Below are 12,081 nucleotides of genomic sequence, written 5' to 3'. Positions count from 1 at the left end.
ACAGGGTTTTGCTGGCTGCATTTTTCATGAGAAAAATTTAGCATAGCTATCGAAAAATGAAAAGCATTGCTAATGGTTTCGATTATTAGCATCGCTACATGAAAGTTTGGACCACCGAGCAAGAGGCGGCGAACCTGAAGCGCCTGCTCTCTACTGTGAAAAGCAAGGCCGAGTTCGCAGAGAAGGCCGGCATTCCCGGCGGCTCCTCCATGGTCTCCCAGCACCAAAGCGGCAACCGGCCCATCAGCCTGGAGGCGGGCATTGCGTATGCCAAGGGCTTGAAGGTTTCGCTTTTCGAAATCAGTCCCAGGCTGGTGAAGATGGTTTCCGATCTGCCGCCCCTGCTTCCAGAGGGGGACACGCCCGGCACCAATCTGCCCGAGTTTCCCAAAGGATTGCGCCAATATCCCGTTCTCTCGCATGCCCAGGCTGCAGCCCTGGCAGATGACGGCGCATTCCCTGATTCCGCTGAAACCCTGGACATCGAATTCGGCAAGGACAACGCATCGCCCGGTGCGTTTTTTCTTGCGCTGGAGGGCGATGCCATGTCGCCCGAATTGCGCGAGGGCGACCGTGTGCTGATCGATCCGCAGGCCAGCCCCCGGCCCGGCGACCATGTGCTGGCCAGGAATGGCAAGCGGCAGGTGCTGCTCAGAAAGTACCGCGTGCGCGGTGTGGGAGAGGACGGCATCGAGGTCTTTGATCTGGTACCGCTCAACGAAGACCATGCCGTGCTGCGCAGCGACAGGAACCGACTGGTTCTGCTGGGCACGGTGATCGAACACCGGCGCCGGCTGCGGGGAAGCTGACGATCGAGCTGTTTCGATAGACCGCCGCGCGGCCCCGGCGCCCCGCCTCCGTGCTCAGGGCGCAGTGGCAATCTCGGTCTGGCCATCGGGCCCGGCCACCAGAGTGACGGGCAGGATCTGGGCCAGCATGCGTGCGAACTCGGCGGGGCGGCTGGCCTGGTAGGTGCCGCCAATGCGCAGAGCCGCCACGGCCGGGTCGTGCACTACCAGGCCGGTCGGCCCGTAGCGCTCCAGTTCCACCAGGGCGTCGGCCAGGGGCGTGTTCTCGAAGCGGATCAGTCCCTTACGCCACAGCGCAATGCTGCCGGGCGCCACAGCCGACACCGGACCGAGCACGCCTGCAGGCGACACGCTCAGGGCCTGGCCAGCGACCAGGTCGGCAGGCGTTGCCGCGCCTTGCGCACCGGCCACGCGCACATGGCCTTCCTGCACGGCCACCTGGGCGCTGCCCGCCTCCATGCCCGTGGCGCGATAGCGCACGGAAAACTGCGTGCCGCCCACGGTGACGCGCGCCGGGCCGGCCAGCACATGGAAGGGCCTGGCGCTGTCGGGCGCCACGGCGAACAGGATCTGCCCTTGCGTGATGCGCACCTCGCGCCGGTCGCGGTACAGAGTTACCTGCGCCTGGGTATCGGCATCCAGGGACAGTGCGGTGCCATCCGGCAAGGTGATGGTCCTGGCCTGGCCGCGTGGGGTCAGGTGGCTGCTGGTGAAGGTGGGCTGCTGCTGCCACTGGTGCCAGCCCACGCCCACGCCCACGGCCAGGGCCAGGGCCACCGTGCAGCACAGGGCCGCCAGGGCAGGTCGCGGCAGCAGGGGGGACCAGCTCCAGCCTTGGCGCTCTTCGGAGGACGGGCGCTGCGAGGCCGGTTCCGGGTGTGCGTGAGGCGCCGACTGCGAGCGCCGGCGTGCCTGCTCCGCGCGCAGGCGCGCCACCTGTTCGGGGGGAATGGACCGCGCTGCCGCCAGGCTCTGGCCCAGGTGGCGCAAGGCGGCCTCGTGCGCCGTGCTGGCCGCCAGCCATTCGGTGAATTCGGCTTCTTCCTCGGCGGTCAGGCCTTGCTCCATGCGCGTGTGCCAGTCGGCCGCAGCGAGGTCGATGGGGTTTTGCCCGCGGAAGAACTCTTCCAGTTCGCGCACCTGCGCAGCCTTGTCCAGGGGCGCGGTGCAGGAGCGGTGGCGGCGCATGCGTGCGGCTTGCCGGTTTCAGAAGCTGGTCCAGTCCTGCGATTCGGCGGACGGCTTGGCCGCAGCCAGGCGTGCAGGGCTTGCAGGGCGCGCGCCAGCTGCGGGTCGTGCCGGTGCCGGCCTGGCCGGCGCCAGCGCAGATGCCGTGGCCGCGCGCGTGGGCACGGACGCCGGCAGCGGCGCCTGCAAACGCGGCTGTTGCGCCGCGCCACCCTGGTCGCCCAGGCGGAAGATGGCCACGGCCTGCACCAGGCGCTGGGCCTGGGACTTGAGGCTGGAGGCCGCCGCCGCGCTTTCTTCCACCAGCGAGGCGTTTTGCTGCGTGACCTGGTCCATCTGGCTCATGGCCTGTCCGACCTGGGCCACGCCGGCGCTTTGCTCGTCGCTGGCATTGCTGATCTCGCCCATGAGGTCGGTCACGCGCTGTATGGATTGCAGCACCTCGGCCATGGTGGCGCCGGCCTGGTCGGCCAGCTCCGCGCCCTGGCTGACGCGCGTGGCGCTGTCAGTGATGAGCTGCTTGATCTCGCGGGCGGCCTGCGCGCTGCGCTGGGCCAGGGTGCGGACCTCGGCGGCCACCACGGCAAAGCCCTTGCCCTGTTCGCCGGCGCGTGCGGCCTCGACGGCGGCATTGAGGGCGAGGATGTTGGTCTGGAAGGCGATGGAGTCGATCACGCCCACGATGTCGCCGATCTGGCGCGAGCTGGCATGGATGTCCTGCATGGCGCCGACGACTTCCTGCACCACGGTGCCGCCCTTGACCGCCACCTGGCTGGCGCCGAGCGCGAGCTGGTTGACCTGGCGCGCGTTGTCCGCGTTCTGCTGCACGGTGGAGGACAGCTCGTCCATGGAGGCCGCCGTCTGCTGCAGCGCGCTGGCCTGCTGCTCGGTGCGGCGGCTCAGGTCGGCATTGCCCTTGGCGATCTGCTCGCTGGCCACGGCCACGCTGTCGGCGTTGTTGCGCACGTCGCTGACCACGCTGGCCAGGCTCTGGTGCATGGCGTTGAGCGAGGCCTGCACGCTGCCGGCGGGCGCTTCGCTGCGCAGCAGTCCGGGGTCGAGGTTGCCGTCGGCGATCTGGCGGGCGACTTCACCGAGCTGGGCAGGCTCGGCGCCCAGCGCGCGTGTCAGGCCGCGTGCGATCAGCCGGCCCATGAGCAGGGCCAGCACGAAGGCGACCGCGCTCATGCCGATCTGCATGTTGCGTTGCTGCACATAGGACTGCGTGGCCTGCTCCACCATGTCCTGGGCGTGCTGGCGCGTGAGCCGGCTGTACTCGTCGGTGGCCGCGATCAGCTGGGCCAGCAGCGGCCGGCACTCGCTGTTCATCTTGGCAATGGCCTCGCCCCGTTGCTGGCGCAGCGCCAGCGCGACGATGTCCAGCGCCACCGGGCCGTAGCGCTGCTCTATCTGGTCGATGCGGGCGACCAGGGCGCGTGCCTCCTCACCCACCCCGGGCGCGGCCACCAGAGCCTTGAGCTGGTCCAGCCGGGTCTTGACCTCGGCATGGGCGGCGTACACGGCCGCTTTTTCCAGCTCCAGGTCGGCTGGCGTGTTCACCAGCACCAGGTTGCGCGCCGCGATGGCACGGCTGTCCACGGCTGCGCGCACCTGTTCGGCCAGTTGGGCACGGGCGTTCACGCCATCGACGAACCGGGTCAGGTTGCGGTTGGCATCGTCCAGCGCCTGCAGAGCGGATACGGAAACCAGCGCGACCAGCAGAGCCAGGGCGGTGAAGGCGGCGTAGAGCTTGGTCTTGACGGTCCAGGTGCGGAGATTCATGGCGCTTTCCAGGTAGATGGTGCAAGTATCAGTTTTTATCAAAGAATAAGTGATTAATTTGATAAAAGCCCTTTGAAAATTGTTAAATTTCCATGAGAAGTGACAAATTCAGACGAGGCATCGGTTTAGCGTCAACGCTGCGCTTCCCGTGCAGGCTGGATCAACAAAGCCCGCATTTCTTGACCGCCTGCGGGTGCTGCCCCTGCGGGACAGGCTGCGTCGGCGCTACAGTCGGTCCCCATCCCATGCATACCCCTCCCCACATACAAGGCTGGTGCCCCGGCGCCTGGCAGCCCATGGCCTCCGGCGACGGGCTGGTGGTGCGCGTGCGCCCGCCGCTGGGGCGGTTGACGGTGGCCCAGGCGCGGCGCCTGGCACGCCTGGCCCTGGTGCATGGCACTGCCGCGCTGGAGCTGTCCAGCCGCGCCAATGTGCAGCTGCGCGGCATTGCACCCGGTCGGCACGCCGCCGTGCTGCGCGCCCTGGCGGCCGTGGGCCTGCTGGACGCCGACGCGGGCCGCGAGCGCCGCCGCAACCTGGTGATCGACCCGCTGTGCCGGCCGCAGGAGGCTGTCCATGCGCTGGGCCAGGCCCTGCAGCAGGCGCTGGATGCGGCCGACGACCTGGCCGGCCTGCCCGCCAAGTTCGGCTGGTCGGTGGAAGGCGCACCGGGCCGGCTGGCCGGCGTGTCCGCCGATATCCGTCTGCAGCGCACAGCCACCGGCTGGCTGGTGCAGCCCGATGGACGGCAGCAGGCGCTGGCCGTGGCCGATGCCAGCCAGGCCGTGGCCGCAGGCCTGGCGCTGGCGCGCTGGTTTGCCGACCAGGCCTCCCTTCGCCGCGCCCAGGGCTTGCGGCCCGGGCGCATGGCCGCAGTGGCGGCGCAACTGCAGCCGCCCCCCGGACTGGACTGGGTAGAGACAGAAACCCCGGCCCACGGCGAAGGACCGGCGCCGGGTGCCGTGCCTGGCCTGGGCTGGCTGCTGGGCGCGCCGCTGGGCCGCTTGCCGGCCGTGGCGCTGGCGCGGCTGGTGCGCGCCTTGCCTGAGCAGGCCTTTTTGCGTGTGACTCCCTGGCGCATGCTGCTGGTGGAAGACGAAGACGCGGAAGCTGGTGCCGACCTGCCCCGCTGGTGGGCGGCTGCAGGGCTGGACAGCGCCGCTGACTGGATCACCCACGCCCATGACCCGCGCCTGCGCGTATCCGCCTGTACCGGCGCGCCGGGCTGCACCCAGGCCCTGGGTCCCACGCAGACATTGGCGCTGGAGCTGGCGCCGCAGGTGCCCCACGGCGCGCACCTGCATGTGACCGGATGCGCCAAGGGCTGCGCGCGGCAGGCGCCGGCCACGGTGGTGCTGCGGGCAGAAGGTGAAGACGAGGGCGAAGGCCCTGTCTATTCCGTAGTGCGCCACGGCCGTGCCGGGGATAGGGCGCAGGAGCAGCGGACCCTGGCCTCGGTGCGAGACAATCCGGGATTGCTGTTTTCAAAAGAATAATGCTGCACCGCTACGAAACCGATGGCGCCGAGATCTACCGGCAGTCCTTTGCCACCATCCGCCGCGAGGCGGCGCTGGAACGCTTCACGCCTGTCGAGGAACGCGTGGTGGTGCGCATGATCCACGCCGCTGGCCTGGTGGAGCTGGCCCCGCACGTGGCCTTCTCGCCCGGCATGGCCGAGGCCGCCGCGCAGGCCCTGCAAAACGGCGCGCCCGTGCTGTGCGACGTGCGCATGGTCAGCGAGGGCATCACGCGCTCGCGCCTGCCCGCCGCCAACCCCATCATCTGCACGCTGCAGGACGAGCGCGTGCCCGCGCTGGCCCGTGACATGGGCAACACGCGCAGCGCCGCCGCGCTGGAGCTGTGGCGCCCGCACCTGGCCGGCGCCGTGGTGGCCATCGGCAATGCGCCCACGGCCCTGTTCCACCTGCTCAACATGCTGCAGGACCCGGCCTGCCCCCGGCCGGCCGCCATCATCGGCTGCCCCGTGGGCTTTGTGGGCGCCATGGAATCCAAGCAGGCGCTGATGCAGGACCTGCCCGTGCCCTGCATGGCCGTGCACGGCCGCCTGGGCGGCTCGGCCATCACCGTGGCCGCCATCAACGCACTGGCCAGCCATGTCGAGTAGGCAGCCGCGTCCCGGCCAGGGCGGGCCCGGCATTGTCTGCGTGGGCCTGGGCCCGGGCGACCCCGAACTCATGAGCGTCAAGGCCGACCGCCTTGTGCGCGGCGCGCGCCAGGTGGCGTTCTTCCGCAAGAAGGGCCGGCCCGGCAAGGCCCGCCAGCTGGTGGACGGCCTGCTGGCCCAAGGCGCTGCCGAGCACGTCATGGAATACCCGGTGACCACCGAGCTGCCCGTGGACAGCCCCGCCTATGTGGACCTGCTGGCGCGCTTCTACGACGACTGGTGCCTGCGCCTGGAAGCGCTGGCGCAGACCGAGCAGGTGGTGGTGCTGTGCGAGGGCGACCCCTTCCTCTACGGCTCCTTCATGCATCTCTACACCCGGCTGCGCGAACGCGGCCAGGTGCCGCTGGACGTGGTGCCCGGCATCCCCGGCATGGTGGGCTGCTGGCACGCCACGGGCGAGCCCATCACCTGGGGCGACGACGTGCTCAGCGTGATGACCGGCACCCTGTCGGAAGACGAGCTGGTGCGCCGCATGCAGTCCGCCGAGGCCCTGGTCGTCATGAAGGTCGGCCGCAACCTGCCGCGCATCCGCCGCGCCCTGCAGCGCACGGGCCGGCTGGAGGCCGCCTGGCTGGTGCAGAACGGCACCACGGACAGCGAGCAGGTCGCGCGCCTGGGCGATGTGTCCGACGACGCCTGTCCCTATTTCGCCATCGTGCTCGTGCACGGCCAGGGCCGCCGCCCGGAGGCCGCATGGTGAGCGCCGGCCGCCTGACGGTGGTGGGGCTGGGTCCGGGCGCACTGGACCAGATCACGCCCGAAGCCGCAGCCGCCTTGCACGGGGCCGACGATGTGGTCGGCTACCTGCCCTATGTGTCCCGCGCGCAGGCCCTGCTGGCGCAGGCGGGTCAGGGCCAGGCCGTGGCCTGGCATGCCTCGGACAACCGCGTGGAGCTGGAGCGCGCGCGCCAGGCGCTGGCGCTGGCCGCGCAGGGGCGGCAGGTGGTCGTGGTGTCCTCGGGCGACCCGGGCGTGTTCGCCATGGCGTCGGCTGTGTTCGAGGCCATGGAATCGGCCGATGCGGCGCAGGCCGCCGCCTGGCAGGCGCTCGATATCCAGGTGCTGCCCGGCATCACCGCCATGCTGGCCGCCGCCGCGCGGGCCGGCGCGCCGCTGGGCCATGACTTTTGCTGCATCAATCTCTCGGACAACCTCAAGCCCTGGCCGGTGATCGCGCGGCGCGTGGAACTGGCGGCCGAGGCCGACTTCGCCATGGCCTTCTACAACCCGCGCTCCAAGAGCCGGCCCGAAGGCTTTGTGCGCCTCCTGCAGCTGCTGCGCACCCGCTGCGAGCCGCAGCGCCTGCTGGTGTTTGCGCGCGCCGTGTCCACGCCCGAGGAACACTTGCACGTATGCACGCTGGCCGAGGCCACGCCCGAGATGGCCGACATGCGCACCGTGGTCCTGGTGGGCAACAGCGCCACGCGCCGCGTGGGCCGCTGGGTCTACACGCCACGCCACTACGGCATGGATGGCGGCGCGGGCGGTGCTGTCGGCGCGGGCGGTGCTATCGGCGCGGGCGGTGCTATCGGCAGCACGCCATGAGCAATCCAGTGCAGCACCGCAGCCACCGACCCGGTGCGCTGGCGCTGCGGCAGCGCCGGGCGCTGCACCATCACCACGGGCAGGCCCAGGGCGCGTGCGGCATCGAGCTTGCCGCGCGTGGCCTCGCCGCCTGCGTTCTTGGCCACCAGCCATTCGATGCCGTGCGTGCGCAACAAGGCTTCATCGTCGTCCGCGCTGAAAGGACCGCGCCCCAGCACGACCGTGGTGTGGGGCAGGGGCAGGCTGCCGGGCTCGGGCGCATCGACCAGGCGCAGCAGATAGTGGTGCTGCGGCTGGCCCGCAAAGGCCGCAAGCTGCTTGCGGCCCACAGCCAGAAACACCCGGGCGGCTGCCTGGGGCAGGGCGGCAGCGGCGGCTTGCATGTCGGACACGTCGATCCAGGCATCGCCGGCACTGGCCTGCCAGGGCTCGCGTTCCAGCGCCAGCAGCGGCGTGCCGGTGGCGGCGCAGGCCTCGCAGGCATTGCGGCTCATCTGTGCGGCAAACGGGTGGGTGGCATCGACCACATGGCTGATGGCCTGCCCGCGCAGGAATTGCGCCAGGCCCTGGGCACCGCCAAAGCCTCCCACGCGCGTGGGCAGGGGCTGGGCCACGGGCGACTGCGTGACGCCCGCATACGAGAACACGGCGGCAATGCCGGCGCGGTGCAGGGCCTGGGCCAGCTGGCTGGCGCCGCTGGTGCCGCCCAGCAGGAGAACATGGGGCATGACTGATCCCTGGTTGACATTGGTGGGCCTGAACGAAGACGGCCTGGACGGCCTCTCGCCCGCCGCGCTGCGCGCGCTGGACGCGGCCGAGACCGTTTTTGGCGGGCCGCGCCACCTGGCGCTGGCCGGTGCCGGCGAGCGGGGCCGTCCCTGGCCCGTGCCCTTTGACGTGGCTCCCGTGCTGGCCTGCCGTGGCCGGCCCACGGTGGTGCTGGCGTCGGGCGATCCGTTCTGGTTCGGGGCGGGCGGCAGCCTGGCGGCGCATCTGGCGCCGCAGGAGTGGCGCTGCCACGCCCAACCTTCGACATTTTCGCTGCTGGCGTCCCGCCTGGGCTGGAAGCTGGAAGACACGGTCTGCCTGGGCCTGCATGCCGGCCATGTGCAGCAGTTGCTGCCGCACCTGTCGCCAGGCCGCCAGTCGCTGGTGCTGCTGCGCGATGGCGCCGCCGTGGCCGCACTGGCGGACTGGCTGGTGCAGGAAGGCTGGGGCGACAGCCGCCTGGAGGTCATGGAATCCGTGGGCGGCCCGCGCGAGCGCCGCCGCGCATGGCGCGCCGCCGAAGCCGCCCAGGCCCTGGCCGCCGACCCTGCCTGTGCGCCCGTGGCCGTGGCCGTGCTCGCCCAGGGCGGCGCGGCCCTGCCCCTGGTGCCGGGCCGGCCCAACCACTGGTACGCCAACGACGGCCAGATCACCAAGGCCCCGGCGCGCGCGCTGACCCTGGCGGCTCTTGCGCCGCGCCACGGCGAATGCCTGTGGGATGTGGGCGGCGGCTCGGGCTCGGTGGCCGTGGAGTGGTGCCTGGCCGGTGGCTCGGCCATCAGCCTGGAGCAGCATGCGGCGCGTGCGGCCAACATCCGCCTCAACGCCCGGCGCTTCGGACTGCAGGCGCGCCTGCGCGTGGTGCAGGGCGTGGCGCCCGAGGCGCTGGCCGAACTGCAGGCGCTGGCCCGGCCCCAGGCCGTGTTCGTGGGCGGGGGCTTTGACGCCGAATTGTTCGATCGCCTGCAGGCCCTCATGCCCGCAGGCTGCCGCCTGGTGGTCAATGCCGTGACGCTGGAGACCGAGGCCCTGCTGGTGCAACTGCAGGCCCAGCACGGCGGCCAGCTGCTGCGGCTGGAGATCTCCAGCGCCGAGCCGCTGGGCCGCATGCGCAGCTGGAAGGCTGCGCGGCCGCTGGTGCAGTGGAGCTGGCAGCGGTGAACCCGGACCAAGCCATCCCCCACCGCTGCGGCGTGCTGGGCCTGGGCCTGCACACCGACGCACTGCCCCATGCGCTGCAGGCGCTGTGGCAGCGGGCGCAGGCGCAGCTGCCGGAAAGCGCAGACGCAGGCGCCTGCGCGCCCCAGCCCATCTGCGCGGTGGCCGTGCTGGATACCAAGGCCGGCCACCCGGCGCTGGCCGCCTGGATGGCGGCTGTCGTGCCCACGGCCGTTCTGGTGCGCGTGCCGCCAGGGCAACTGCCTGGGCAGCCCGTGGTCACGCAGTCGCCGCGCATGCTGGCGCGCTATGGCACGGGCAGCGTGGCCGAGGCGGCGGCGTTGGCCGCAGCAGGCCCGCACTCCGCCCTGAGCGTGACCCGCCTGGTCGCGGACGATGGCAGCGCCACCCTGGCCCTGGCCGTGGGCCAGGGCGGACCTCTGAACTGTTGCCTGGCCCACGCCAGCCAGGCCAAGAAACAAGGAGCAACGGCATGACCGTGCATTTCATCGGCGCCGGCCCCGGCGCCGCCGACCTGATCACCGTGCGCGGGCGCGACCTCATGGCGGCCTGCCCGGTCTGCCTGTACGCAGGCTCGCTGATACCGCGCGAGCTGCTGGCGCACTGCCCGCCGGGCGCGCGCATCGTCAACACCGCATCCATGAGCCTGGACGACATCGTGGCCGAGATCCAGGCCGCCGAGGCGCGTGGCGAAGACGTGGCGCGCCTGCACTCGGGCGACCTGTCCGTGTGGTCGGCCATGGGCGAGCAACTGCGCCGCCTGCGCGAGGCCGGCATTGCCTACACCGTCACGCCCGGCGTGCCCTCGTTCGCGGCCGCCGCCGCCACGCTGGGCGCGGAGCTGACCCTGCCCGGCCTGTGCCAGTCCGTGGTGCTGACGCGCACCTCGGGCCGCGCCACGGCCATGCCCGAGGGCGAGAACCTGGCCGCCTTCGCGGCCACGGGCGCCGTGCTGGCCATCCATCTGTCCATCCATGTGGCCGCCAAGGTGCAGTCCGAGCTGCTGCCGCACTACGGCGCCGACTGCCCCGTGGCCATCGTCTGGCGCGCCAGCTGGCCTGACGAAACCGTGGTGCGCACCACGGTGGGCAGCCTGACCGAGGCCGTGGCCACCCACATGGAGCGCACGGCCCTGATCCTGGTGGGCCGCAGCCTGCAGGCCGAGGACTTCGGCGAAAGCCGCCTCTACGCGGCCGACTACGACCGCCGCTACCGCCCGCTGGGCACCGAGCCGCGCTTTCCCGCCACCGATGTGCATGCGAATGCCGCGCTGGATACCGCGAGGGATACCTTGAGGGACACCGTGAGCGACGTGCCCCTCGGGAACCCCGCCCCATGAGCGCGGCCCTGCCGCCCGTGGCGCTGAGCTTGATCGGCATCGGCACGGGCAACCCCGACCACCTCACGCGCGAAGCCCAGGCCGCCATGCAGGCCGCCGACCTGATCCTGCTGCCGCACAAGGGCGAGGACAAGGCCGAACTCGCCGCCCTGCGCCGCGACCTGTGCGATGCCGTGCTCACTGCGCCCGGCCCGCGCATCGAAGGCTTCGACATGCCGGTGCGCCGCAGCGTGGGCGACGACTACCTGGCCCAGGTCGATGAATGGCATGCGGCCATCACGCGCTGCTGGCAGGCGGCCATCACCCGGTCCCTGGACGAGGGGCTGCAGCCGCGCACCCCCGGCCAGCCCTTGCAGGTCGCCCTGCTGGTCTGGGGGGACCCGGCTCTGTACGACAGCACGCTGCGCATCGCGGCGCGCATGCAGCCGGCGCCGCACAGAGTGCGCGTGGTGGCGGGCATCAGCTCCATGCAGGTGCTGTGCGCCGCGCATGCGATTGCGCTCAACGGCATAGGCCAGCCCTTCGTGGTGACCACGGGCCGCCAGCTGCGCGAGCAGGGCTGGCCGCCCGGCGTGGACACGGCCGTGGTGATGCTGGACGGGCAGTGCAGCTTCACCGAGCTGCCCTCCCACGGCCTGCACATCTGGTGGGGTGCCTACCTGGGCATGGACCGCCAGATGCTGGACAGCGGCCCGCTGGCCGAGGCCGCCCCGCGCATCGTGCAGGCCCGCGCCGCAGCGCGCGAGCGGCATGGCTGGATCATGGATATCTACCTGCTGCGGCGCGGCGGCTGAGGCCGAGGCTGCTGCCGACGCCGGCCCCCACGCTGTACACCCCCTTCATCAAGGAATCCCGCCATGCAGATGGACAACATCCCCTTCAACACCACCGACTGGGCCGCCGTGGCGCCCACCGAGCATTCGGCCGAGGCCGGCCAGGCGTTCTGGCGCACGCAGAACTTCGGCAACATCCGCGTGCGCACGGTGGAGTACACGCCCGGCTATGTCTCCGACCACTGGTGCACCAAGGGCCATGTGCTGCTGTGCCTGGAAGGGGAGCTGGAGACCGAACTGGCGGACGGCCGCCGCTTCACGCTGACGCCCGGCATGAGCTACCAGGTGGCGGACAACGCCGAGCCGCACCGCTCGCGCTCGCCCAAGGGCGCCAGGCTCTTCGTGGTGGACTGAACCTGCAGGCACGATCGGCACGGCAGCGCGCTGCAGGTCTGCGACGGGTTCGCGCCGGCGCGGGCGAGAGCTGCGCAAACGTGCCGTCATTGAGTGGCG

13 protein-coding genes are annotated in these 12,081 nt (G+C 71.2%); 10 read left to right on the top strand and 3 right to left on the bottom strand.

Annotated features, from left to right (window positions below; all coding sequences use genetic code 11):
• The first annotated feature begins 98 nt into the window (after nucleotides 1-98).
• Nucleotides 99-809 carry a LexA family protein gene (locus ACF8NF_RS19380; protein ID WP_392451061.1) on the top strand — a complete coding sequence of 237 codons (711 nt, stop codon included), beginning with the start codon at nucleotides 99-101 and terminating at the stop codon, nucleotides 807-809.
• 54 nt (nucleotides 810-863) lie between these two features.
• Here the strand turns inward: ACF8NF_RS19380 and ACF8NF_RS19375 are convergent, their stop codons facing one another.
• Nucleotides 864-1,997, bottom strand: a complete 1,134-nt coding sequence (locus ACF8NF_RS19375; RefSeq protein ID WP_392451060.1) for a FecR family protein — start codon at nucleotides 1,995-1,997, stop codon at nucleotides 864-866.
• Nucleotides 1,998-2,015: 18 nt separating this feature from the next.
• Nucleotides 2,016-3,779 carry a methyl-accepting chemotaxis protein gene (locus tag ACF8NF_RS19370; protein ID WP_392451059.1) on the bottom strand — a complete coding sequence of 588 codons (1,764 nt, stop codon included), beginning with the start codon at nucleotides 3,777-3,779 and terminating at the stop codon, nucleotides 2,016-2,018.
• A gap of 245 nt (nucleotides 3,780-4,024) precedes the next feature.
• On the opposite strand from ACF8NF_RS19370, the gene cobG reads away from it, so the two are divergent.
• Genes cobG through cobJ form a run of 4 tightly spaced genes read left to right on the top strand, consistent with a single transcriptional unit; the run spans nucleotide 4,025 to nucleotide 7,509 of the window.
• A complete protein-coding gene (gene cobG / locus ACF8NF_RS19365) occupies nucleotides 4,025-5,275 on the top strand; it encodes a precorrin-3B synthase (protein WP_392451058.1) in 1,251 nt (416 codons plus the stop codon).
• Nucleotides 5,275-5,904: a precorrin-8X methylmutase gene (locus tag ACF8NF_RS19360; protein WP_013800507.1), complete on the top strand. Its 630-nt coding sequence runs from the start codon at nucleotides 5,275-5,277 to the stop codon at nucleotides 5,902-5,904. Before cobG ends, ACF8NF_RS19360 begins: the two co-directional genes overlap by 1 nt.
• Nucleotides 5,894-6,664 (top strand): precorrin-2 C(20)-methyltransferase, encoded by a 771-nt coding sequence (gene cobI, locus ACF8NF_RS19355; protein WP_392451057.1) that lies wholly within the window; start codon nucleotides 5,894-5,896, stop codon nucleotides 6,662-6,664. Before ACF8NF_RS19360 ends, cobI begins: the two co-directional genes overlap by 11 nt.
• Nucleotides 6,658-7,509, top strand: coding sequence for a precorrin-3B C(17)-methyltransferase (gene cobJ, locus ACF8NF_RS19350; protein ID WP_392451056.1), 852 nt, complete (start codon nucleotides 6,658-6,660; stop codon nucleotides 7,507-7,509). Before cobI ends, cobJ begins: the two co-directional genes overlap by 7 nt.
• On the opposite strand, the gene ACF8NF_RS19345 is transcribed toward cobJ, so the two are convergent.
• The gene (locus tag ACF8NF_RS19345) at nucleotides 7,425-8,237 is read right to left on the bottom strand and encodes a cobalt-precorrin-6A reductase (protein WP_392451055.1); all 813 of its coding nucleotides are present in this window, start codon (nucleotides 8,235-8,237) and stop codon (nucleotides 7,425-7,427) included. The genes cobJ and ACF8NF_RS19345 overlap by 85 nt on opposite strands.
• Between ACF8NF_RS19345 and cbiE the strand changes: the two genes are divergently transcribed.
• From cbiE to ACF8NF_RS19320, 5 genes are all read left to right on the top strand, one after another.
• Nucleotides 8,236-9,438: a precorrin-6y C5,15-methyltransferase (decarboxylating) subunit CbiE gene (gene cbiE / locus ACF8NF_RS19340; RefSeq protein WP_392451053.1), complete on the top strand. Its 1,203-nt coding sequence runs from the start codon at nucleotides 8,236-8,238 to the stop codon at nucleotides 9,436-9,438. The two genes, ACF8NF_RS19345 and cbiE, sit on opposite strands and share 2 nt — an antisense overlap.
• Nucleotides 9,435-9,932 carry a cobalamin biosynthesis protein gene (locus ACF8NF_RS19335; RefSeq protein ID WP_061288943.1) on the top strand — a complete coding sequence of 166 codons (498 nt, stop codon included), beginning with the start codon at nucleotides 9,435-9,437 and terminating at the stop codon, nucleotides 9,930-9,932. The genes cbiE and ACF8NF_RS19335 overlap by 4 nt, the downstream gene beginning before the upstream one ends.
• Nucleotides 9,929-10,795 carry a precorrin-4 C(11)-methyltransferase gene (cobM, locus tag ACF8NF_RS19330; protein WP_392451052.1) on the top strand — a complete coding sequence of 289 codons (867 nt, stop codon included), beginning with the start codon at nucleotides 9,929-9,931 and terminating at the stop codon, nucleotides 10,793-10,795. The genes ACF8NF_RS19335 and cobM overlap by 4 nt, the downstream gene beginning before the upstream one ends.
• Nucleotides 10,792-11,589: a precorrin-6A synthase (deacetylating) gene (gene cobF / locus ACF8NF_RS19325; RefSeq protein ID WP_017406580.1), complete on the top strand. Its 798-nt coding sequence runs from the start codon at nucleotides 10,792-10,794 to the stop codon at nucleotides 11,587-11,589. Before cobM ends, cobF begins: the two co-directional genes overlap by 4 nt.
• A 63-nt stretch (nucleotides 11,590-11,652) precedes the next feature.
• Nucleotides 11,653-11,982: a DHCW motif cupin fold protein gene (locus ACF8NF_RS19320; protein WP_013800515.1), complete on the top strand. Its 330-nt coding sequence runs from the start codon at nucleotides 11,653-11,655 to the stop codon at nucleotides 11,980-11,982.
• Nucleotides 11,983-12,081: the final 99 nt, after the last annotated feature.

The sequence above is a fragment of the Delftia sp. WSY_22 genome, from assembly GCF_043104185.1.
GTDB lineage: Bacteria > Pseudomonadota > Gammaproteobacteria > Burkholderiales > Burkholderiaceae_C > Comamonas > Comamonas tsuruhatensis.
This window is presented reverse-complemented; position numbering and strand designations above follow the sequence as displayed.